This is a genomic window from Streptomyces sp. bgisy027 (assembly GCF_057710365.1).
Genome location: NZ_JBYIVZ010000001.1, coordinates 359,005 through 380,151 on the forward strand (window position 1 = coordinate 359,005; position 21,147 = coordinate 380,151).

Here is a 21,147-nt window from a genome sequence, read left to right on the forward strand (position 1 = left end):
GGCCCGGTCGACCCGAACGCGCTGGTGACGCTGTCCGACGCGCACGTCGTGCACAAGGCGCGCAGCGGCGGGCTGTTCACCCGGGACAAGGTGTACGCCCTGACCGGCGCCGACCTCACCATCGCGCCCGGCGAGACGGTGGGCGTGGTCGGGGAGTCGGGGTGCGGCAAGTCGACGCTGGCGAAGGTGCTGGTCGGGGTGGAGCGGCCGACGTCGGGGAGCGTGGCGTTCCGGGGGCGTGACCTGTGGGCCATGACACCGGCCGAGCGCAGGACGGCCGTGGGCGCCGGCACGGGCATGATCTTCCAGGACCCCTCCACGGCCCTGAACCGCCGGCTGCCGGTCCGGCAGATACTGCGGGACCCGCTGGACGTGCACGAACGCGGCACCAAGCGCGAGCGCGAGGACCGGGTGCGCGAGCTGATGGCCCTGGTGGGTCTGCCCCGCGCCCTGGCCGAAGCCCTGCCCGGCCAGCTGTCGGGCGGTCAGCGCCAGCGCGTCGCCATCGCCCGCGCGCTGGCCCTGGACCCCGGCCTGGTGGTGGCGGACGAGCCGACGAGCGCGCTGGACGTGTCGGTGCGCGCCCAGATCCTGAACCTCCTGCTGGACCTGAAGGAGCGCCTCGGCCTGGCCCTGGTCTTCGTCTCGCACGACATCCAGACGGTGCGGCGGATGAGCGACCGGGTGATCACGATGTATCTGGGCCGGATCGTCGAGGAGGCCCCGGCGGCCGGCGTCACCGACGGCTCCCGGCACCCGTACACCCGCGCCCTGTTCTCCGCGACCCCGGGCCTGCTGGACCCGGTCGACCCGATCCCGCTGGCCGGGCCGGTCCCGTCGGCCACCCGGCCGCCCAGCGGATGCCCCTTCCGGACCAGGTGCTGGAAGGCGGACGGGGTATGTGCGGACGTGATGCCGGAGTTCTCGGCCGCGTCGAGCCCCGCGCACCGTTACAGGTGTCACCATCCGGTGCAGGAGGGCGAGGCCACCCGCGACCTCGTACGACAGAGCCACAGTTCCAGGGAGCCCTGACCATGATCCCCACCCCGCTCACCGGTGTCGTCCCGCCCGTCTGCACGCCCCTGACACCGGACCGCGAGGTGGACGTCCCGTCACTGCGCAGGCTGATCGACCATCTGACGGAGGGCGGGGTGCACGGCCTGTTCGTGCTCGGCTCGACGTCGGAGGTGGCGTATCTGACGGACCGGCAGCGGCGGCTGGTGGTGGACACGGCCGTACGGCACGCCGCCGGCCGGCTCCCGGTCCTGGCGGGTGTGATCGACATGACGACGCCCCGGGTCCTGGACCACGTACGGCAGGTCACGGAGGCCGGCGCGGACGCCGTGGTGGCGACGGCCCCGTTCTACGCGCGCACCCACCCCGCCGAGATCGCCCACCACTACCGGCTGATCGCGAGGGCCTGCCCGGTCCCGGTCATCGCCTACGACCTGCCGTCCGGGGTGCACAGCAAGCTGCCCGCCGAGGTGGTCCTGGACCTGGCGGCCGAGGGGGTGCTGGCGGGCCTGAAGGACTCCAGCGGTGATCTGGCCGGTTTCCGCGAGGTCGTCATGGGTGTCCGCAACCGGCCCGACCTCAAGGGCTTCAGCGTGCTGACCGGCTCCGAGCTCATCGTCGACGCGGCCCTGGCGGTCGGCGCCGACGGGGCGGTGCCGGGCCTGGCCAACGTCGACCCGGCGGGCTACGTCCGCCTCGACCGCCTGTACCGCTGCGGCGACCGGGAGTCGGCCCGCACGGAGCAGGAACGGTTGTGCGCCCTGTTCGGCATGGTGACCGTCGGCGACCCCGAGCGGATGGGCGGCAGCTCCTCCGCGCTGGGCGCGTTCAAGGCGGCGCTGCACCTGCGGGGCGTCATCGACTGCCCGGCGACGGCGGAGCCCCAGGTGCCGCTGTCGCCGGATGAGGTCGAACGGGTGGGGAAGTTCCTGGCCGGCGCGGGGTTGCTCTAGAGCCTGCGCTTCGGTGGCCGCTGGCTCAGATCGGTCACCGGCAGGCGGCGGAACTCGATCGTCTCGTAGGTGCCCGACTGTCCCGTCTCGTACAGCAGCCCGACCGTCTGCCCGTCGAGCCGCACCAGGTCGGAGTACGCCGCCCGCTTCTGCGACAGCGTCAGTACCTTGGTGAAGGTCGCCCCGCCGTTCGTGCTGCGCCACACGGCCATCGACTGCCGGGCGGTGGGCACGGACGGGCCGGAGAACAGCAACGGGGCCCCGGCGCCCGGGAGTTGGAGAACGCTGCCCTCGACCACCGGCACGTCGTTCAGCGAGGGCTGGATCGTGTACGGCCGGTCCAGACTCTCGCCGCCGTCGCTGGAGACGCTGTCGAGGCGGTTGCCCGCGCTCGTGCCGTTCTGGTCGCGGGAGTTGAAGTACACCCTGCCGTCGGGGAGTTCGGCGGCGGTGGACTCGTTGGCGTTGCTGTAGCCGTCGTAGGTCTCGTCCACGAAGCCCGTCTGCCACGTACGCCCGCCGTCGTCGCTGTAGATGGCGTGGGCGCCGTAGTACCTGGCCTCCTGCCCGGTGTCGCCCGACCCCGCGGGCGGGGCCACCGAGTGGTTCGAGGGGACCACCAGCCGCCCGGCGTGCCTGCCGTGCCGGAGCGCGATCGCGTGCCCGGGGCCGGTCGCGTACCAGCGCCAGTTCGCGGGCTTCACGTCCCCCGTGACATCGCGCGGCGAGCCGAAGCTCCGCCCGTCGTCCGTGCTGCGCTGCACGAACACCCGGCGGCTCTGCTCCGCCGTCGCCTCGCCCCGCATGATCTGCGCCTCCGTCACATTCCCGCTGTTGTAGGAGGTGACCAGCACGACCGCGCCAGTGAGCGGGTCCACCACCGGCGCCGGATTGCCCCGCGTGTCCCCGTCCCCGGCGGCGACCACCGCGACCGGTCCCCAGGTGCAGCCGCCGTCCAGGGACCGTCTGAGCACGACATCGATGTCGCCGGTGTCACCGGCCCCGTCGTGCCGGCCCTCGGCGAAGGCCAGCACCGTGCCCCGCGCGGTCGTGACCGTCGCCGGGATGCGGTACGTGTCGTAGCCGCCCTCGCCCGAGACGTACGGGACGGAGGACGTGCAGCCGGGGGCCGCCGAGGCGGTGCCCGCGGTGGTGAGCGGGGTGGTCAGGAGTACTGCGGTGGCCAGGAGTGTGCGGCTCAGGAGGGTCATCGAGCTCCCTTGACGGAGGGTCAGACATTGACCTGTCCGTCACAGGTTCCCCGGAGTCACCATCCCTGACTCGTACGCCACGACGACCAGCTGTGCCCGGTCCCGCGCCCCCAGCTTGCCCATGATGCGGCTGACATGGGTCTTGGCCGTGAGCGGACTGAGTCCCAACGCTTCCGCGATCTCCGTGTTGTTGAGTCCGCGCGCGAGAAGCGTCAGCACTTCGCGTTCACGTTCGGACAGGCATTCGGGCCCGCCGGCCGCGGGTGCCGAGGGGCTGCGCAGGAACCGCTCGATCAGCCGTGCGGTCGGCCCCGGCGACAGCAGGGAGTCGCCCGCGCTCACCGTACGGATGGCGTCGAGGAGTTCGGCCGGGCGGGTGTCCTTGACGAGGAACCCGGAGGCACCGGCGCGCAGCGCGTCCACGATGTTCTCGTCGGTGTCGTAGGTGGTCAGGACCAGCACGCGCACCCCGGCCAGGTCCTCGTCGGCGGCGATCAGCCGGGTCGCCTCGATGCCGTCGAGGTCGGGCATGCGGATGTCCATCACGACGAGGTCGGCACCCGAGGTGCGGGCCAGTTCCGCGGCCTCCCGGCCGGAGGCCGCCTGGCCGACGACCTCCATGTCCGGCGCCGACTCGACCAGCATGGCGAACGCCTCCCTGACGAGCGTCTGGTCGTCCGCGAGCAGGACGCGGATCATCTCTTCCCCTCCCGGCCGGTCCCGACGGCCACCCGGCTCTCCTCGGGCGGTCCGGAACCGGTCGGCGGTACGGTCCCGGTGGGCAGTCCGGTCCCGGTGGGCAGTACGGCGCTCACCTCGAAACCCCCCTCGTCACGCGGCCCGGCGTCGAGTGTGCCACCCACGCTCCGGGCCCGTTCACGCATCCCGACCAGACCATAGCCGGGGCTCTGCGCGGCGGGCGCGGCGCGGCCGTCGTCGGTGACCGTCAGACGCAGGGCGCCGCGCTCCTCGGACAGCGCGACGTGCACGGCCGGTTCGGGGCCGGCGTGCCGGACCGCGTTCGTCAGCGCCTCCTGCACGATCCGGTACGCCGCCGCCCCCACGGCGGGCGGCGCCTCCCGCACCCGTACGTCGCACTCCACCCGCGCCCCCGCGAGCCGCGCCGCCTCCACCAGGTCGGCCAGCCCGTCCAGCCCGGGCAGCGGGCCGCGGGTCTCGCCCGTGACGCCCTGCTCGCGCAGCACTTCCAGCGTGCCGCGCACTTCTCCGCGTGCCGTACGGCAGGTCTCGGCGATGTCGTCGAGAGCCTTGGCGATCGTCGCGCGGTCCAGCCGCTCAGGGTCGGCCGCCAGCACGTGCGCGGCCACCGACGTCTGCACGCCGATGAGGGTGATGCTGTGGGCGAGCAGGTCGTGCAGGTCCCGGGCGATGCGCAGACGCTCCTCCGCGACCCGGCGGCGGGCCTCCTCCTCGCGGGTGCGTTCGGCGCGCTCGGCGCGTTCGACGATGGCGGCGACGTACTGACGGTAGTAGCGGACGTCGATGCCGCAGAAGAGGAACGCGAAGACCCAGCCGGAGATCCGCAGGAGCTCCCGCGTCCCGTCGGGGTTGGTGAGGGCGTTGAGGATCAGGGTCACGCCGAGGACGGCGGCGCCGGTGAGCAGCGTACGGCGTACCGTGCCGGTCGCCGCGACCGTGTACAGCACCACCATGGTCGCGAAGATGGGCGCGGCGTGGTTGTTCTCCAGGGCGTGGTAGGGCGCGATGCAGACCATCGCCGCGACCAGGACCAGCAGCGGACGTCGGCGCCGCCACACCAGAGGGACGTGGGCGCCGAGCAGCAGGGCCCAGCCGAGCGCGTCGGGCCGGCGCCCGTCGTCGCCGAGCAGGGCCATCGCCGTGGCGAGGACGGCCCACCCGGCGGCCAGCAGCGCGTCGTTGCGGGTGCCGTGCGGGGCGCTGCGGGGATCGCGGTTGATCACCGCCATGACCCGTTCGCCGACGCGGGGCCGTACCTGTGTCCTGTCTGCCTGCACGGGCTCATCCTCCGCGATGGGGGCGCCCCTCCGGGAGGGAGGGGCGCCCGACGGTTCAGTGGGCGGACACGGCCACGCGTCCGGGTTCCTTCGGCGGCACGGGCGGCTGCGGTTCCCGGGAGAGCGGGCCCGGCCACCACACCTTGCGTCCGAGCGCGACGCTGGCGCTCGTGACCAGGTACGTCCGGACCAGGAAGGTGTCCAGCAGCACCCCCACCGCGATGACGAAGCCCAGCTCCACCAACTGCACCATCGGCATGTTCGTCAGCACCGCGAACGTCGCCGCCAGGACCAGTCCCGCCGAGGCGATGACCCCGCCCGTCGTGCGCAGCGCGGTCAGGGCGGCGGCCACCGGCTCCGTGCCCTTCAGCGACTCCTCGCGCATCCGGTGCATCAGGAAGATGCCGTAGTCGACGCCGAGGGCCACGAGGAACACGAAGGACAGCAGCCCGAGTCCGGGGTCGGTGCCCTCGAAGCCGAAGAGCGGCTCGAAGACGAGTCCTCCGATGCCGAGCGCGGCGGCCCACACCGCGACCACGGCCGCGACCAGGATCAGCGGCGCGACGAGCGAGCGCAGCAGGACGACGAGGATCAGCAGCACCGACAGCAGCACGATCGGCACGACGACCAGGCGGTCGCGGGCGTTGGTGTCCTTCAGGTCGAGCTGCTCGGCGCTGGCACCGCCGACGTAGGAGCCCTCCAGCCGGTCGCGCAGGGCCTCGATGGTGGCGGTCTCCCCGGCGGACTGGGGCGCCGCGGTGGCGAGGACGGAGATCTCGGTCCAGCCGTCTCCGGTACGGCCCTCCTGCGCGCTGTCGACGCCGCGCGTGTCCCGGATCGACGCGAGGGTGGCCTCCGCCCGGTCCTCGGGGGTGATGACGCTGATGGGCTGGGTGCCGCGCTCGGGGTAGGCCTCGGCGAGCGTCTCCATGGCGGCGACCGCGTCGGGCTTGGAGGTGAAGGAGTCCTCCTGTTTGAGGTTGCCGGGCAGGCTCAGGGTGCCGAGCGCGAGCGCGCCGAGCAGGACGGCGCCGCCCGCGAGGACGGTCAGGGGTCGGCGTCCGGCCGAGCTGCCCATCGCCGTGAACAGCGACCGGCGGGCCTTGGGTGTGCTGCCGAGCCGCGGCACGAGGGGCCAGAACACGCGCCGGCCGAGCAGGACCAGGATCGCGGGCAGCAGGGTCAGCATGGCGACGAGGGCGCACAGCACGCCGACGGTGCCGAGCGGGCCCATGCCGCGGCTGGAGTTGAGGTCGGCGGCGAGCAGGCACAGCAGTCCGGCGGCGACGGTGCCGGAGGAGGCGAGCACGGCGGGCCCGCAGCCCTTGAGCGCGGCGGCCATGGCGTCATAGGGCCGCTCGATGCGCCGCAGCTCCTCCCGGTAGCGGGAGACGAGCAGCAGTGCGTAGTCCGTCCCCGCCCCGAAGACGAGAATGGTCATGATCCCGGAGCTCTGACCGGAAACCGACGTCCCGAAGCCCTGGTTGAGCCCGTAGGCGACGCCCATCGACAGATAGTCGGCCATGCCGGCCACGGCGAGCGGCACCAGCCACAGGAACGGGCTGCGGTAGATGACGATCAGCAGCAGCGCGACGACGGCGGCCGTGGTGTACAGCAGCGGCCCGTCGAGCGAGTCGTAGACCTCGCTCGCATCGGTGGCCAGCGCCCCCGCCCCACCGACCTCGACGCTCAGCCCGTCGCTCCCCTTCGCGACGTCCCTGACGTCGTTGACGAGCCGGTCGCGTGCCTCCTCGTCGGTCCCCGGCTCGGTGCTCGCGATCGGGTACATCAGGGTGGTCCCGTCCCTCGACGGCACGCCGTGCGGTTCACCGGTGAGCCTGTGCTCGCCCGCGATCCGCTCGATCTGCCCGGCGGCGGTCGCCCGGTCCCCGGCGGTCAGCCCGCCGTCGCGGTGGTAGACGACGACCATCTCGGTCGCCTCGCCGCCGGGCAGCCGCTCCTGGATCTTGGCCACCTGCGTGGAATCCGCGCTGGCCGGCAGATAGTCCACGGCCCGGTCACGCTGCACGTCCGCGAGCTTCGACGCGAACGGCGACACGGCCACCAGGGCGACGATCCACAACCCGAGCACAAGCCAGGGCACACCCCGCCGCCGCGCACTCGTCCCTACGGCCCCCATGAGACGGGCCCCCTTCCGGTCGGATGTCTGGACGACTCCAAGACTTCCGTCGGGGGCGAGCTGAATCGTCGGACGTGAGGGCGAGTTGGGGGCTACTGCCGTGGGCGGCACCGGGCTGCGATTACTCCCGGGGGAGTACGGGTGCTCGTCCCGGGGCTACGAAGGCGTCCGGGCCGCTGCCGCCAGCAGGCTCGTCACGTCGTCGGTGCAGATCGTGAGGGCCGCGCCCACCGTCGCGAGGGCGTCGCGTTCGGCGGGGGTGTAGGGGCCGTCGGCGAGGGCGATGCGGGCTCCCTGGAGGAGGATCGATTCGCGGCCGGCGGGGGCGAGGTGCGGGGCGAGGGGGTCCAGGGCCTCGTGGAGCTCTATGGCGAGGCCGGCGCCGCAGGGCTCGGAGAAGACACGGCCGGTGTCGGCGGCCAGCGCCTCGACCAGGGCGCTGAGCTGGTCCTCCGTGCAGTCGTCGAAGCCGGCCGCGCGCACGGTGGCCGCGGCGGTCTCCAGGGACGGGCGGGCGCAGCTGCCGCCCGCCGCCAGCACCGCGAGGGCGACCGTGTGGACGGCGTCGCGGAGCATCGCGGAGAAGCGGGTGGTGGTCGGGTGGTCGAGGACCTCGGTGCCGAAGTGCCGACGGCAGGCCGCGCACTCCACCACGGGGGCGGTCTCGCCGCGCGGCAGCACGGGCACGCCGAGCAGCGTGAAGCGGCGATGACCGGTCAGCCGCTGGTAGTTGCGGTCGCCTCCGCAGCCGGGGCAGAAGAACTCACCGTCGCCCACGGCCGACCATGCGGTGCGGGTGCCCAGGATGCGCGCAAGCCTGGCGGCACGGCCGTCTCGTCCCCGTCCTGGCAGCACGTCGCACCTCCGCGAAACCCCGCGGCAACGTCGCCGCGCTTGCGTGATGTTAGCCACATCACGGACGTGGAGTCAGTACCCCGGACGAGACCTTTCCGTGACCTGCACGTGCCGATGGCCGAAAACAGCCAGTTCCCCGCGCCCCTGAGGGGCGCGGGGAACTGCGCGACCAGCCACGACGGCGCCGCACTCACTCACTCGTCAGTGGGCCCAAGGCGGGGCACACCGTCAACGCGCCGCCCGGTTGACGGCCGACACGACCGCCTTCAGCGAGGCACGAGTGGTGTTGGCGTCGATGCCGATGCCCCACAGGACCTTGCCGTCGATCGCGCACTCGATGTACGAGGCGGCCTGCGCGGACGCGCCCTCGCTCATCGTGTGCTCCTGGTAGTCCAGCAGCCGCGCGTCGATGCCGATCTTCGCCAGGGCGTCGAAGAAGGCCGAGATCGGACCGTTGCCGGTACCGGCCAGGACCGTGTCGACGCCGTCGACGGTGGCCTCCACCTTGAGCGTGTCCACGCCGTCCGTGTCGGTGGTCGACTGACCGTTCTTGACCTGGACACGGCCCCACGGGTTCTCGGGGTTCGGCAGGTACTCGTCCTGGAAGACCGCCCAGATGTCGCCGCCGGTGACCTCGCCGCCCTCGGCGTCCGTCTTGGCCTGGATCAGCTTCGAGAACTCGATCTGCATCCGGCGCGGCAGGTCCAGCTTGTGGTCGTTCTTCAGGACGTAGGCGATACCGCCCTTGCCGGACTGCGAGTTGACGCGGATGACGGCCTCGTAGGAGCGGCCGACGTCCTTCGGGTCGATCGGCAGGTAGGGCACGGCCCACTCGATGTCGTCGACCGTGACGCCGCGGGCGGCCGCGTCGGCCTCCATCGCGTCGAAGCCCTTCTTGATGGCGTCCTGGTGGGAGCCGGAGAAGGACGTGTAGACCAGGTCGCCCACGTACGGGTGGCGCGGGTGGACCTCCATCTGGTTGCAGTACTCCCACGTACGACGGATCTCGTCGATGTCGGAGAAGTCGATCTGCGGGTCGACGCCCTGCGAGAACAGGTTCATGCCCAGGGTGACCAGGTCGACGTTGCCGGTGCGCTCGCCCTGGCCGAACAGGCAGCCCTCGATGCGGTCGGCGCCGGCCATCAGCGCCAGCTCGGCCGCGGCCACGGCCGTACCGCGGTCGTTGTGCGGGTGGACCGACAGCACGACGTGCTCGCGGCGCGTCAGGTTGCGGTGCATCCACTCGAAGCGGTCCGCGTGCGTGGACGGCGTCGAACGCTCCACCGTGGCGGGCAGGTTGAGGATGATCTCGCGGCCGGGGCCGGGCTGGTAGACGTCCATCACCGCCTCGCAGACCTCCAGCGCGAAGTCCAGCTCGGTGTCGGTGAAGATCTCCGGGCTGTACTGGTAGCCGAACTCGGTCTCCGGGCCCAGCAGCTTCTCGGCGTACTCCATCACCAGGCGGGTGCCGTCGACGGCGATCTGCTTGATGTCGTCCTTGGAGCCGCGGAAGACGACCCGGCGGAAGACCGGGGCGGTGGCGTTGTACAGGTGGACGGTCGCGCGCTTGGCGCCCTTGACGGACTCCACGGTCCGCTCGATCAGGTCCTCGCGGGCCTGGGTCAGTACGGAGATGGTGACGTCGTCGGGGATGGCCCCGGGCTCCTCGATGATGGAGCGTACGAAGTCGAAGTCGGTCTGGCCCGAGGCGGGGAAGCCGACCTCGATCTCCTTGTAGCCCATCTTGACCAGCTGGTCGAACATCCGGCGCTTGCGCTCGGGCGACATCGGGTCGATCAGGGCCTGGTTGCCGTCACGCAGGTCGGTGGAGAGCCAGCGGGGGGCGGCGGTGACGCGCCGGCCGGGCCAGGTCCGGTCGGGGATGTCGACCTGCTCGTAGCGGCCGTACTTGTGGATCGGCATGATGCTGGGCTGCTGGCGGTTCGCCATGTCTGCGGGGCTCCTCAGGATGTCCGGCAAGGACGGCCGACGACGCAACGCGAAGCTCCGCGGGGAGGGAGTCGACCTGGACTACAGGCCCTCGCCGCGGCAGCTAAGAAGAAGCAGCCCGAAACGCATGATGCGAAGCATGCTAGCCGAGCCTCTCCGGATGCGGGGCGCTGTATCAGTATGCGGGACCCCAGGGATAAAAAGGGCAAAACGTGCGCCATACCACTTCGTCACGGAGCGTGCCGCTCCCTATCCGCATATTTCACCAATCACGGTTGCGGCTAGTGACACCGACCTCACGCAGTGCAATGGTGCCGGACATGACGACCAACGGGGGCTTCGAGCCCGTCTTCTGCACCGTCGTACCACCCCACGTGCTGGACAAACTGGCCCGCAACGACGACCCGGCACTCGCCAATCCCGCCCGCCGCACCCTGATGCGCGACAGCGAGCTGCGCGGGCGCCGCCGTGTCACGACCGAGTTCGCCCTCGCCGCCGCCCCGACGGCGAAGGCACCGTCGGACCGGCCGCTGCGCACCATCTACGACGCCGGGCACGGCACCGCCCTGCCCGGCACCGAGGTCCGCGGCGAGGGCTCGGAGCCCGGCCAGGACGCCACGGTCAACCGAGCCTTCGCCGGGCTCGGCGCCACCTTCGAGCTCTTCCTCAAGGCCTACGCCCGCCACTCCATCGACGGCGACGGCCTGCCGCTGGACGCCACCGTCCACTACGACGAGAACTACAACAACGCCTTCTGGAACGGCGAGCAGATGGTGTTCGGCGACGGTGACGGCGAGATCTTCCTCGACTTCACCATCCCGATCGACGTGATCGGCCACGAGCTCGCCCACGGCGTCACCCAGTACACGGCCAACCTCACGTACTACGGCCAGCCGGGCGCGCTGAACGAGTCGATGTCGGACGTCTTCGGCTCCCTGATCAAGCAGTACACGCTCGGCCAGACCGCCGCCGAGGCCGACTGGCTGATCGGCGCGGGACTGCTCGCGGCCGGCGTCTCCGGCAAGGCCCTGCGCTCCATGAAGGAGCCGGGCAGCGCGTACGACGACGACGTGCTCGGCAAGGACCCGCAGCCCGCGACCATGGCCGACTACGTCCGCACCGGCCGCGACAACGGTGGCGTCCACATCAACTCCGGCATCCCCAACCACGCCTTCTACCTGGCCGCCACCGCGCTCGGCGGCCACGCCTGGGAGAAGGCCGGGCGGATCTGGTACGACGTGCTGACCGGCGGCGAGCTGTCGGACCGGGCCATGTTCACCGACTTCGCGGCGCTGACCGTGAAGGCCGCGCGCGAGCGCTTCGGCGACGGCGGCGAGGAGCTTCAGGCCGTTTCGAAGGCGTGGGAGCAGGTCGGGGTGCGGATCCCGTAGGTCCGTACTAGACAGGGACCATGCGTATTCAGGTACGGCGCACGGGCGGATTCGCGGGCATCGAGCGGTACGCCGAGGTGGACACCTCGGGGCGGCCCGACGCGGCACAGTGGCAGGCCCTGGCCGAGAGCGCGGTCGCGTCCGGCCGGGGCACACCTCCCGTCGGGGTTCCGGACGGCTTCAGCTACCAGATCACCGTCGACGGCCGGACGGTGTACTGCTCGGATCCACGGCTCACCGAGGAGCAGCGCAAGCTGATCACCCGGGTGCTCAAGGAAGGCGCGTAACGGGCAGTTCACGCCGGGGCGTTGACTTCCGTTACCACCGGTACGGATGATCCGGCGCATGGCGATCGATGAGCGCGGTGCGCAGCGTCCGATACCCCGTTTCCCGGCCGGTTTCCTGTGGGGCGTCTCGACGTCCGCCCACCAGATCGAGGGCGCCGTCGACGAGCGCGAGCGGTCCGTGTGGGACGCCTTCACGGCCGAGCCGGGAACGGTGAAGGACGGCTCCACGGCCGAGGTGGCGTGCGACCACTACCACCGCTACCGCGAGGACGTGGCCCTGCTGGCCGGCCTGGGCGTGGGCGGGTACCGCTTCTCGGTCTCCTGGCCCCGGGTGAACGCCCCGAAGGGCCTCGACTTCTACGACCGTCTGGTCGACGAGCTGTGCGCGGCGGGCGTACGCCCGGTCCCGACCCTCTTCCACTGGGACCTGCCCCTCACGCTGGACTGGCTGGAGCGGGACACGGCCGCGCGGTTCGCCGAGTACGTGTCCGTGGTCGCCGAGCGCCTCGGCGACCGCGTGCAGAAGTGGATCACCCTCAACGAACCAGCCGAGCACACCCTGCTGGGCCACGCCCTCGGCACCCACGCCCCCGGCAAGCGGCTGCTCTTCGACGCCCTCCCGGTCGCCCACCACCAGCTGCTGGGGCACGGCCTGGCGGTACGGGCGCTGCGCGCGGCCGGCGCCACCGACATCGGTATCGCCAACTCGCACGGCCCGACCTGGCCGGCGTCACAGGAGCAGCCGGACCTGGAGGCGGCGGACTTCTACGACCTGCTCCTGAACCGGCTGTTCGCCGATCCCCTGCTGCTCGGGCGGTACCCGGACGGCATCGGCGAGTTGATGCCCGGCGACGTCGAGGCGGATCTGAAGGTCATCGCCGAGCCGATCGACTTCTACGGCGTCAACTACTACGCCCCGACCCGCGTGGGCGCCCCGCAGGGCACCGAGATCGACTTCGGCGGCGTGACGATGCCCGCCGAACTGCCCTTCTCGGTGAGGGAGATCGAGGGCGTGGCGACGACGGACTTCGGGTGGCCGGTGGTCCCCGAGGGCCTGACGGAGCTGCTGACGGCCTTCCGCGACCGCTACGGCGACCGACTCCCGCCGATCGTCATCACCGAGAACGGCTGCTCGTACGAGGGCGTCGACGACCAGGAGCGGATCGCCTATCTGGACGGCCACATCCGCGCCCTGCACCGGGCGGTGGCGGCGGGCGTGGACGTGCGCGGGTACTTCGTGTGGTCGCTGCTCGACAACTTCGAGTGGGCCGAGGGGTACGCGCGCCGGTTCGGGCTGGTCCACGTGGACTACGCGACGCAGGAACGGACGCCCAAGGCGTCGTACGGCTGGCTGCGGGACGTGCTCCGGGCGCAGGTCCGGGCGCGGGGGTGACGGCCGACGCCCTGGCCGAACCCACGGACCGGGTCGGCGGGGGCTGGACGACGGCGCTGGGGCTGGCCAACGTGGCGATCTGGGTGGGCTGGTACGGCCCGCTGCAGATCCTGCTGGCCCAGCAGGCTGAGGACTTCGCGCCCGGCACGGGGATGGCGAAGGAGACCCTGCTGGCCTGGGTGACGGGCGCGGGCGCGGTGGTGTCGCTGGCGGCGAACCCGTTCTTCGGGGCGCTGTCGGACCGCACCACGGCCCGGCGGGGCCGGCGTACGCCGTGGATCGTGGCCGGGGCGGCGGGCGGGGCGCTGTCGTTGCTGCTGCTCGCGGGCGCGGACGGGCTGTGGCTGATGGCGCTCGGCTGGTGCCTGGTCCAGCTGACCCTGAACGCGGCCTTCGCGGCGGTCACGGCGGCCGTGCCGGACCGGGTGCCGCGGCTCCAACGGGGCGCTGTGGGCGGCTGGTTGGGGGCGGCGCAGATCCTCGGGGCGGTCGCCGGGACGGGCCTGGCGACCGCGGTCGGCGGGATCACGGCGGGGTACGCGGCGTGCGCGGTGTTCGTCGTGGCCGGGGTGCTGCCGTACGTGCTCCGGTACCGGGATCTCCGGCTGCCGGCCGCGGACCGGCCGGCCTGGTCATGGCGCTCCTTCACGCGCGGCTTCTGGCTGAGCCCGCGCCGGTTTCCGGACTTCGGCTGGGCCTGGCTGACCCGCTTCCTGATCAACCTCAGCAACGCGCTGGTGATCCTCTACCTGCTCTACTACCTGCGGGACCGCCTCCACCACGACGACCCCGAGCAGGGCGTGCTGATCCTGACCGCGGTGAACGCCGTGTCCCTGCTGGCCACGGTCGTGGTGGGCGGCATGTGGTCGGACCGGGTGGGCCGCCGCAAGCCCTTCGTGCACTGGTCCGGCGTCCTGATGGCGGCGGCCACCGCCCTCCTCGCGGCCTGGCAGACCTGGCCGAGCGCGATCGTGGTGGCGGCCCTGCTCGGCGTCGGCCTCGGCGTCTTCATGTCGGTCGACTTCGCCCTGATGACGGACGTCCTGCCCAAGGCCCGGGACCGCGGCAAGGACCTGGGCGTGATCAACGTGGCCAACGCCCTCCCCCAGGTGGCGGCCCCGGCCCTCGCCGCCCCGATCGTGACGTACCTGGGCGGCTACCGGATGCTGTACGCGGTGGCGGCGGTGATCGGGGTGGCGGGGGCGGTGCTGGTGGGGCGGATCAAGGGCGTGGACTAGACGGCCAACGGTTCGGCGCCGCCCCAGAGGGGCGCGGGGCTGCATGGGATTTGCGGCTCCGCCGCGCCGGCGCGACCAGCCACAACGGACCCGCACACGACCACCGGCCCGATTCAGAGCGCTCCGGCGTCCCGAGCCGCGTAGACCGACGGAAACAGCGGCCGGTACCCCAGCTCCCGCCGGATCCGCTCGGTGGACATGACCGCCAGCCAAGGGTCGGGGTCCGTGCGGGCATACAGTTCCTGGGGGATCTCGACCCCGTTCAGCTGATGCAACTCGACCGCCGTCACAGGCACGTCGTCGGCGATGTTGTACACGCCGCCCGCGATCCCCGGCGCATGCAGCAACCGCAGCAGCCCCTGCGCGACATCCGCATGGTGCCCCATGTGCAACCGCTGGGTCGCAGCCCAGTTCCCCGCCCACATCAGGGACTGCGCGAGATGCGGATCGCCCTCGCCGTAGACGAAGGGAAGACGGCCGACGCGTACGTCCATGCCGTCCAGCGCGAGCAGGGCCCGCTCCGCCTGTGCCTTCGACTCCGGATAGGCACCCCACATCGCCCCGCCGGGCCGGCTCTCGTCGTCCTCGGTCAGCGCGCGGCCGCGCCCCGTGCCGTACACCAGACCGGTGCTGACCTGCACGAACCTGCGCACCCCGGCGGTCTGCGCGGCGCGGCCCAGTTCGATGGCCGCGTCCCGGTTGACCGCCCGCGCCTCCTCGTCGGGCACGCCCCGGAAGGCCGCCGCGACGTTGATCACCGCGTCGACCCCGGCGACCGCCTTGCCCAGCACGTCCGCGTCCCGCAGGTCGCCGACGACGACCTCGGCGCCCAGCCCGGCGAACGGCTCGCCCCGTGCCGCGTCCCGGACCAGGACCCTGACCTGCTCCCCCGCCCTGGCCTGCGCCAGCAGCCTCGGCACGAAACGCCGGCCGACCTGTCCCGTCGTACCCGTCACCAATGTCTGCATGATCTGCTCCTCTCGTCACCGACCACCCTCGGGCGGGGCCGGTGCGGGCGGGAGAGACCCGTTGATCAGGGGATCGGCAGTCCCTGGATAAGGCGCGCGCCGTGCCGCAGGCTGGAGGGGTGAACCGAGCCGAACTCGCCGACTTCCTGCGCCGGGGCCGCGCCCGGCTGACCCCGTCGGACGTGGGCCTCGCGCCCGGCTCCCGGCGCCGGACACCGGGCCTGCGCCGCGAGGAGGTGGCGCAGCTGGCGGGCATGTCGGTGGACTACTACACCCGGCTGGAACAGTCCCGGGGCCCGCGCCCGTCCCGTCAGATGCTCACCGCGCTGGGCCGCGCGCTGCGCCTGACCGACGTCGAGCAGGACCATCTGTTCCACCTGGCCGGCGAGGAGCCGCCGCGGCGCGAGACGGCGTCGGCGCATGTGCGCCCGGGACTGCTGCTGATCCTGGACCGGCTGCACGACTCACCGGCGCAGGTGGTGAACGACTGCGGTGAGGTGCTGGCGCAGAACGCGATGGCCAGGGCGCTGGTCGGTGACGTGATGTCCCGGCCGCGGCGCGAGCGCAACCTGATCCGGCTGTTCTTCCTCGACCCGGCCGCGCGCACGCTCATCCCGGAGGAGGACTGGGCGGGCCACGCCCGGGCCCATGTGGCCGGCCTGCGCGCGGTGGCCGCGGCCCGCCCCGACGACCCGGAGCCGACCGGGCTGGTCGCCGAACTGCGGGCGGGCAGCGAGGAGTTCGCCCGGCTGTGGGACGAGCACGAGGTGTCCCGGCGCGACCAGGCGACCAAGCGTTTCCTGCACCCGCTGGTCGGCCTGGTGGAGCTGGACTGCGAGGTCATGGTCAGCCACCAGCACCACCACCTCCTGGTCGTGCACTCGGCCCGACCCGGCACGGACGCCTACGAACGCCTCCAGCTGCTGCGTGTGGTGGGCCTGCAGGACATGTCGCCCAGCAGGAGCTGACCGCGACGACGGACCCGCCGACTGCCTTATCGGACGCGGTAGTTGACCCGTCGGTAGTTGAGGCCGGAAATCACCCTTGCCGACCCTCGCCCCAGGCGCATCAATGGAAACGACGGTTCCGACGGGCCGTCAGATCTCAACTCTCAACTCTCAGTTCTCAGCTCGCCCCGCAGCGTGCCCGCACCCACCTGCCGAGCTGTCCCCCCACGGAATTCCCCCACCCCGAAAGGGAGCCCATCCCATGAGACGAACGCGTATCGGAGCAGGTGCGGCCCTGACGGCCGGGGCCCTCGCCGTCACCGGCCTCGCCTTCGCACCCGCCGCCCTCGCCGTCACCCCCGCCACCGCGACGATCACCGCCGACTGCGGCAGCTTCGGCGGCGGCGAGGCAAGCATCACCGCGACGCAGAGCGGCACGGCCGCCACCGTCACCGTCAACTCGTCCGCGATCACCGCGCCCATCGCGCTGTCCGAGGACTCCATCGCCTCGACGCTCACTCTGGTCAGGGCGAGCGGCGGCACCGTCGCCTTCTCCGGCACCGAGAACCCGGCGATGGCCGCCGGCGACCCCGTCCAGGTCGGTCCGCTCAGCGGCACCGTCGCCTCCGGGGACAGCCTTGAGGCCTTCGGCGGCTCGTTGCAGATGACCGTCTTCGGCATCACCATCACGTGCACGGCGACCGGGCCGCAGTCGCCGGGCCCGTTCGTGTTCGACTGAACCGTGTGATCCGGTGAGAAGGGCGCGGTCCCGGCGCTGTGGGCCGACTACAGCGCGTCGGGGCCGCGCTCGCCCGTGCGTACCCGTACGACGGTGTCGACCGGGAGCGCCCAGACCTTGCCGTCGCCGATCTTGCCGGTCTGTGCGGCCTTCACGATGGCGTCGATGACGTCCTCGGCCGCCGCGTCGTCCACGACGACCTCGATCCGGACCTTCGGCACCAGGTCGACCTGGTACTCCGCGCCCCGGTACACCTCGGTGTGGCCGCGCTGCCGGCCGTAGCCGCTGGCCTCGGTCACGGTCAGGCCCTGCACACCGATCTCCTGGAGAGCGGTCTTGACCTCGTCGAGCCGGTACGGCTTGACGATCGCGGTGATGAGCTTCATGCCTGCTTCTTGACCTTCTGCGCGGCGGGAGCGGACGGGGACACGGACGCGGTGACCGGGGCTCCGTGCCCCAGGACCCCGTGATCGTAGGCGGTCTCGGCGTGCACCGTAAGGTCCAGGCCGGTGTGCTCCTGCTCCTCGCTCGCCCGGAAGCCCATGACCCTGTCGATCAGCTTGCCGATGCCGAAGGTGACGAGGAAGGCGTACGCCCCCACCGCCACGATCGCCACCAGCTGCTTGCCGAGCTGCGCGAACCCGCCACCGTGCAGCAGGCCCTCGGTGCCGCCCGTCATGGAGGCCGTCGCGAAGACGCCGATCAGCAGGGTGCCGACGACGCCACCGACCAGGTGCACGCCGACGACGTCCAGGGAGTCGTCGTAGTGCAGCTTGAACTTCCAGCTCACGGCGTAGGAGCAGACGACGCCCGCGGCCAGGCCGATGACCAGCGCGCCGAGCAGGGAGACCGAGCCGCAGGACGGGGTGATGGCGACGAGTCCGGCGACCGCGCCGGAGGCCGCGCCCAGGGTGGTGGGGTGGCCGTCGCGCTTGTGCTCGACGAGGAGCCAGCCGAGCAGACCGGTGCAGCCGGCGGCGAGCGTGTTGAGGAAGACGGCGGCGGCGAGGCCGTTGGCACCGAGGGCGGAGCCGGCGTTGAACCCGAACCAGCCGAACCAGAGCAGACCGGCGCCGAGCACGACCATCGGCAGGTTGTGCGGGCGCATCGCGTCCTTCTTGAAGCCGAGCCGCGGGCCGAGGACCAGGCAGAGCGCCAGGCCCGAGGCGCCCGAGGTGATCTCGACGGGCAGACCGCCCGCGAAGTCGAGGGCGCCGAGACCGTCGAGGATCCAGCCACCGGGGCCCCAGGTCCAGTGGGCGACCGGAACGTATACGAGGAGTGCCCACACCGGCACGAACACCAGCCACGCCCCGAATTTGGCCCGGTCCGCGACGGCGCCGCTGACCAGGGCGGCGGTGATGATCGCGAAGGTGAGCTGGAAGGTGGCGAAGAGCAGGGTCGGGACGGTTCCCTGCACGCTGTCCGGTCCGATACCGGCCATGCCGAGGTGGTCGAGGCCGCCGATCAGCCCGCCGCCGGCGTCGTCACCGAAGGCGAGCGCGTACCCGCAGACCAGCCACACGACGGTGACCAGCGCGATGGACACGAAGCTCATCATCAGCATGTTGAGGACGCTCTTCGTGCGGACCATGCCGCCGTAGAAGAGGGCCAGGCCCGGGGTCATCAGCAGGACGAGCGCGGTGGCGGCGAGCAGCCAGGCGGTGTCGCCGGTGTCGACGCCTGCGGCGGCGAGGGGCACGGTGGTCTCCAACCGGGTGGGGGCTCGTCAGAGATTCACGGGCTCGCGTTTCTGGTCGCGTACGGATGTGTTTCCACGAGGTTTCATTGCGTGAGGGTTTCCGGAAGCTCACAGGACGGGGGACGGTCGCTCCCTTGTGCGGCAGGGGCTTGTGGATCAGGGAGAATGGGCGCCATGAGCGTTCGCCATCAGTCATCCGAGCCGTCCGAGGCCCCCCACCGCGCCGGCTTCGCCTGCTTCGTGGGCCGCCCCAACGCGGGCAAGTCCACCCTCACGAACGCTCTGGTCGGCCAGAAGGTGGCGATCACCGCGAACCAGCCGCAGACCACGCGGCACACGGTGCGGGGGATCGTGCACCGGCCCGACGCCCAGCTGATCCTGGTCGACACCCCCGGGCTGCACAAGCCGCGCACACTGCTCGGCCAGCGGCTGAACGACGTCGTGCGTACGACCTGGGCCGAGGTCGACGTGATCGGCTTCTGCCTGCCGGCGAACGAGAAGCTCGGCCCCGGTGACCGGTTCATCGCGAAGGAACTGGCGTCGATCAAGAAGACGCCGAAGGTCGCGATCGTCACGAAGACCGACCTGGTGGACTCGAAGACCCTGGCCGAACAGCTGATCGCGATCGACCGGCTCGGCAAGGAGCTCGGCTTCGAGTGGGCCGAGATCGTGCCCGTCTCGGCGGTCGGCGACAAGCAGGTGGGTTTGCTGGCCGACCTGATCGTCCCGCTGCTGCCGGAGGGGCCCGCGCTCTACCCCGAGGGCGACCTCACCGACGAGCCCGAGCAGGTCATGATCGCGGAGCTGATCCGGGAGGCCGCGCTGGAGGGCGTCCGCGACGAGCTGCCGCACTCCATCGCCGTCGTGGTCGAGGAGATGCTCCCCCGCGAGGACCGCCCGGCCGACAGGCCCCTGCTCGACATCCACGCCTTCGTCTACATCGAGCGCCCCAGCCAGAAGGGCATCATCATCGGCCCCAAGGGCAAGCGCCTGAAGGACGTCGGCATCAAGTCCCGCAAGCAGATCGAGGCCCTCCTCGGCACACCGGTCTTCCTGGACCTCCACGTCAAGGTGGCCAAGGACTGGCAGCGCGACCCCCGCCAGCTGCGCAAGCTGGGCTTCTGAGCTTCCCGGGCCCGCCCCCGCTTCCCCGGCCCTCCCCTCCCGGCCCTCCCCCGGAAAAGGCCTACGGCACTGTCAGTCCCCCGGCGTACCCTTGAAATCGCCAGGCCGCCCATGTGGCGGGCGAGTCGTATCGAGGAGGACGAGCAAGGCCTACGAGCCGGCCCATGACTCAGACACCCACAGCTCACACACCCGCGCAGGGGCAGGCGAGAGCACAGTTCACCGTCCCCGCCCAGCACCCCATGGTGACCGTGCTGGGGTCCGGCGACTCCCTGCTGCGCGTGATCGAGACGGCCTTCCCGGCGACCGACATCCATGTCCGGGGCAATGAGATCAGCGCGGTCGGCGACTCCGCGGAAGTCGCCCTCGTACAGCGCCTGTTCGACGAGATGATGCTGGTGCTCCGCACCGGGCAACCGATGACGGAGGACGCAGTGGAACGCTCGATCGCCATGCTCAGAGCCAGTGAGAACGGGGAGGGGCCGGAGGAGACCCCGGCCGAGGTCCTCACCCAGAACATCCTCTCCTCCCGCGGCCGCACGATCCGCCCGAAGACCCTCAACCAGAAGCGCTATGTCGACGCCATCGACAAGCACACGATCGTCTTCGGCATCGGCCCCGCCGGCACGGGCAAGACCTACCTCGCCATGGCCAAGGCCGTACAGGCCCTCCAGTCGAAGCAGGTCAACCGCATCATCCTGACCCGCCCCGCGGTGGAGGCGGGCGAGCGGCTCGGCTTCCTGCCCGGCACGCTCTACGAGAAGATCGACCCGTACCTGCGGCCGCTGTACGACGCGCTGCACGACATGCTCGACCCGGACTCGATTCCGCGGTTGATGGCGGCGGGGACCATTGAGGTGGCGCCGCTGGCATATATGCGCGGTCGCACCCTGAACGACGCCTTCATCATCCTGGACGAGGCCCAGAACACCAGCCCCGAGCAGATGAAGATGTTCCTCACCCGCCTCGGCTTCGACTCGAAGATAGTCATCACCGGTGACGTGACCCAGGTCGACCTCCCGGACGGCACCAAGTCCGGTCTGCGGCAGGTGCAGGACATCCTGGACGGCGTTGCGGACGTCCACTTCTCCCGGCTGTCGTCGCAGGATGTCGTCCGGCACAAGCTGGTCGGCCGTATCGTCGACGCCTACGAGAAGTACGACAGCACGCACGGCACCCGGAACGGCACGCACAAGGGCCGCGGCAAGGCCGGGCACAAGGGGAAGTAGAGAACACG

19 protein-coding genes are annotated in these 21,147 nt (G+C 71.6%); 10 read left to right on the forward strand and 9 right to left on the reverse strand.

Annotated features, from left to right (window positions below; genetic code table 11):
• Positions 1 to 24 precede the first annotated feature (24 nt).
• Both AC3ETA_RS01585 and AC3ETA_RS01590 read left to right on the forward strand, forming a co-directional pair.
• Positions 25 to 1,032: an oligopeptide/dipeptide ABC transporter ATP-binding protein gene (locus tag AC3ETA_RS01585; RefSeq protein ID WP_432191058.1), complete on the forward strand. Its 1,008-nt coding sequence runs from the start codon at positions 25 to 27 to the stop codon at positions 1,030 to 1,032.
• Between the two features lie 2 nt (positions 1,033 to 1,034).
• The gene (locus tag AC3ETA_RS01590) at positions 1,035 to 1,967 is read left to right on the forward strand and encodes a dihydrodipicolinate synthase family protein (RefSeq protein ID WP_432190974.1); all 933 of its coding nucleotides are present in this window, start codon (positions 1,035 to 1,037) and stop codon (positions 1,965 to 1,967) included.
• On the opposite strand, the gene AC3ETA_RS01595 is transcribed toward AC3ETA_RS01590, so the two are convergent.
• The 6 genes from AC3ETA_RS01595 to leuA all read right to left on the reverse strand — a co-directional run bounded on the left by AC3ETA_RS01595 (position 1,964) and on the right by leuA (position 10,120).
• Positions 1,964 to 3,178 (reverse strand): sialidase family protein, encoded by a 1,215-nt coding sequence (locus tag AC3ETA_RS01595; RefSeq protein ID WP_432190975.1) that lies wholly within the window; start codon positions 3,176 to 3,178, stop codon positions 1,964 to 1,966. The two genes, AC3ETA_RS01590 and AC3ETA_RS01595, sit on opposite strands and share 4 nt — an antisense overlap.
• Positions 3,179 to 3,217: 39 nt before the next feature.
• Entirely contained in the window at positions 3,218 to 3,877 is a 660-nt protein-coding gene (locus AC3ETA_RS01600; RefSeq protein ID WP_432190976.1) for a response regulator, read from the reverse strand.
• A complete protein-coding gene (locus tag AC3ETA_RS01605) occupies positions 3,874 to 5,127 on the reverse strand; it encodes a sensor histidine kinase (protein ID WP_432191059.1) in 1,254 nt (417 codons plus the stop codon). Before AC3ETA_RS01605 ends, AC3ETA_RS01600 begins: the two co-directional genes overlap by 4 nt.
• Positions 5,128 to 5,230: 103 nt before the next feature.
• A complete protein-coding gene (locus AC3ETA_RS01610; protein ID WP_432190977.1) occupies positions 5,231 to 7,315 on the reverse strand; it encodes an MMPL family transporter in 2,085 nt (694 codons plus the stop codon).
• Between the two features lie 156 nt (positions 7,316 to 7,471).
• Positions 7,472 to 8,170 (reverse strand): TerB family tellurite resistance protein, encoded by a 699-nt coding sequence (locus AC3ETA_RS01615; RefSeq protein WP_432190978.1) that lies wholly within the window; start codon positions 8,168 to 8,170, stop codon positions 7,472 to 7,474.
• Between the two features lie 228 nt (positions 8,171 to 8,398).
• Positions 8,399 to 10,120, reverse strand: coding sequence for a 2-isopropylmalate synthase (leuA, locus tag AC3ETA_RS01620; RefSeq protein ID WP_432190979.1), 1,722 nt, complete (start codon positions 10,118 to 10,120; stop codon positions 8,399 to 8,401).
• A gap of 320 nt (positions 10,121 to 10,440) precedes the next feature.
• On the opposite strand from leuA, the gene AC3ETA_RS01625 reads away from it, so the two are divergent.
• Genes AC3ETA_RS01625 through AC3ETA_RS01640 form a run of 4 tightly spaced genes read left to right on the forward strand, consistent with a single transcriptional unit; the run spans position 10,441 to position 14,429 of the window.
• A complete protein-coding gene (locus AC3ETA_RS01625; protein ID WP_432190980.1) occupies positions 10,441 to 11,511 on the forward strand; it encodes a M4 family metallopeptidase in 1,071 nt (356 codons plus the stop codon).
• Positions 11,512 to 11,531: 20 nt separating this feature from the next.
• Positions 11,532 to 11,798, forward strand: a complete 267-nt coding sequence (locus AC3ETA_RS01630; protein WP_432190981.1) for a protealysin inhibitor emfourin — start codon at positions 11,532 to 11,534, stop codon at positions 11,796 to 11,798.
• A 46-nt stretch (positions 11,799 to 11,844) separates the two neighbouring features.
• Positions 11,845 to 13,191 carry a GH1 family beta-glucosidase gene (locus tag AC3ETA_RS01635; protein WP_432190982.1) on the forward strand — a complete coding sequence of 449 codons (1,347 nt, stop codon included), beginning with the start codon at positions 11,845 to 11,847 and terminating at the stop codon, positions 13,189 to 13,191.
• Positions 13,188 to 14,429: an MFS transporter gene (locus AC3ETA_RS01640; protein WP_432190983.1), complete on the forward strand. Its 1,242-nt coding sequence runs from the start codon at positions 13,188 to 13,190 to the stop codon at positions 14,427 to 14,429. Before AC3ETA_RS01635 ends, AC3ETA_RS01640 begins: the two co-directional genes overlap by 4 nt.
• A gap of 113 nt (positions 14,430 to 14,542) precedes the next feature.
• Here AC3ETA_RS01640 and AC3ETA_RS01645 read toward each other — a convergent pair whose 3' ends face one another.
• Entirely contained in the window at positions 14,543 to 15,397 is an 855-nt protein-coding gene (locus tag AC3ETA_RS01645; protein WP_432190984.1) for an NAD-dependent epimerase/dehydratase family protein, read from the reverse strand.
• Between the two features lie 119 nt (positions 15,398 to 15,516).
• Here AC3ETA_RS01645 and AC3ETA_RS01650 point away from each other — a divergent pair, with 119 nt between their 5' ends.
• Both AC3ETA_RS01650 and AC3ETA_RS01655 read left to right on the forward strand, forming a co-directional pair.
• Complete coding sequence (locus AC3ETA_RS01650; RefSeq protein WP_432190985.1) at positions 15,517 to 16,365, forward strand: helix-turn-helix transcriptional regulator; 849 nt, start codon at positions 15,517 to 15,519, stop codon at positions 16,363 to 16,365.
• Positions 16,366 to 16,606: 241 nt separating this feature from the next.
• Positions 16,607 to 17,083, forward strand: coding sequence for a hypothetical protein (locus tag AC3ETA_RS01655; protein ID WP_432190986.1), 477 nt, complete (start codon positions 16,607 to 16,609; stop codon positions 17,081 to 17,083).
• A 47-nt stretch (positions 17,084 to 17,130) separates the two neighbouring features.
• Here the strand turns inward: AC3ETA_RS01655 and AC3ETA_RS01660 are convergent, their stop codons facing one another.
• Both AC3ETA_RS01660 and AC3ETA_RS01665 read right to left on the reverse strand, forming a co-directional pair.
• Entirely contained in the window at positions 17,131 to 17,469 is a 339-nt protein-coding gene (locus tag AC3ETA_RS01660; protein WP_190068824.1) for a P-II family nitrogen regulator, read from the reverse strand.
• Positions 17,466 to 18,785, reverse strand: a complete 1,320-nt coding sequence (locus AC3ETA_RS01665; RefSeq protein ID WP_432190987.1) for an ammonium transporter — start codon at positions 18,783 to 18,785, stop codon at positions 17,466 to 17,468. Before AC3ETA_RS01665 ends, AC3ETA_RS01660 begins: the two co-directional genes overlap by 4 nt.
• Before the next feature lie 165 nt (positions 18,786 to 18,950).
• Between AC3ETA_RS01665 and era the strand changes: the two genes are divergently transcribed.
• Both era and AC3ETA_RS01675 read left to right on the forward strand, forming a co-directional pair.
• Positions 18,951 to 19,910, forward strand: a complete 960-nt coding sequence (era, locus tag AC3ETA_RS01670) for a GTPase Era (RefSeq protein ID WP_432190988.1) — start codon at positions 18,951 to 18,953, stop codon at positions 19,908 to 19,910.
• Positions 19,911 to 20,074: 164 nt separating this feature from the next.
• On the forward strand, positions 20,075 to 21,139 hold the full coding sequence (locus tag AC3ETA_RS01675; RefSeq protein WP_432190989.1) for a PhoH family protein: 1,065 nt from the start codon (positions 20,075 to 20,077) through the stop codon (positions 21,137 to 21,139).
• The last annotated feature ends 8 nt before the right edge of the window (positions 21,140 to 21,147 follow it).

Bases quoted from the DNA above. Each gene is read 5' to 3' on its own strand.
- AC3ETA_RS01590 (WP_432190974.1), top strand. From the start codon at position 1,035: ATGATCCCCACCCCGCTCACCGGTGTCGTCCCGCCCGTCTGCACGCCC.
- AC3ETA_RS01595 (WP_432190975.1), bottom strand. From the start codon at position 3,178: ATGACCCTCCTGAGCCGCACACTCCTGGCCACCGCAGTACTCCTGACC.
- AC3ETA_RS01600 (WP_432190976.1), bottom strand. From the start codon at position 3,877: ATGATCCGCGTCCTGCTCGCGGACGACCAGACGCTCGTCAGGGAGGCG.
- AC3ETA_RS01605 (WP_432191059.1), bottom strand. From the start codon at position 5,127: ATGGCGGTGATCAACCGCGATCCCCGCAGCGCCCCGCACGGCACCCGC.
- AC3ETA_RS01610 (WP_432190977.1), bottom strand. From the start codon at position 7,315: ATGGGGGCCGTAGGGACGAGTGCGCGGCGGCGGGGTGTGCCCTGGCTT.
- leuA (WP_432190979.1), bottom strand. From the start codon at position 10,120: ATGGCGAACCGCCAGCAGCCCAGCATCATGCCGATCCACAAGTACGGC.
- AC3ETA_RS01625 (WP_432190980.1), top strand. From the start codon at position 10,441: ATGACGACCAACGGGGGCTTCGAGCCCGTCTTCTGCACCGTCGTACCA.
- AC3ETA_RS01630 (WP_432190981.1), top strand. From the start codon at position 11,532: ATGCGTATTCAGGTACGGCGCACGGGCGGATTCGCGGGCATCGAGCGG.
- AC3ETA_RS01635 (WP_432190982.1), top strand. From the start codon at position 11,845: ATGATCCGGCGCATGGCGATCGATGAGCGCGGTGCGCAGCGTCCGATA.
- AC3ETA_RS01645 (WP_432190984.1), bottom strand. From the start codon at position 15,397: ATGCAGACATTGGTGACGGGTACGACGGGACAGGTCGGCCGGCGTTTC.
- AC3ETA_RS01655 (WP_432190986.1), top strand. From the start codon at position 16,607: ATGAGACGAACGCGTATCGGAGCAGGTGCGGCCCTGACGGCCGGGGCC.
- AC3ETA_RS01660 (WP_190068824.1), bottom strand. From the start codon at position 17,469: ATGAAGCTCATCACCGCGATCGTCAAGCCGTACCGGCTCGACGAGGTC.
- era (WP_432190988.1), top strand. From the start codon at position 18,951: ATGGGCGCCATGAGCGTTCGCCATCAGTCATCCGAGCCGTCCGAGGCC.
- AC3ETA_RS01675 (WP_432190989.1), top strand. From the start codon at position 20,075: ATGACTCAGACACCCACAGCTCACACACCCGCGCAGGGGCAGGCGAGA.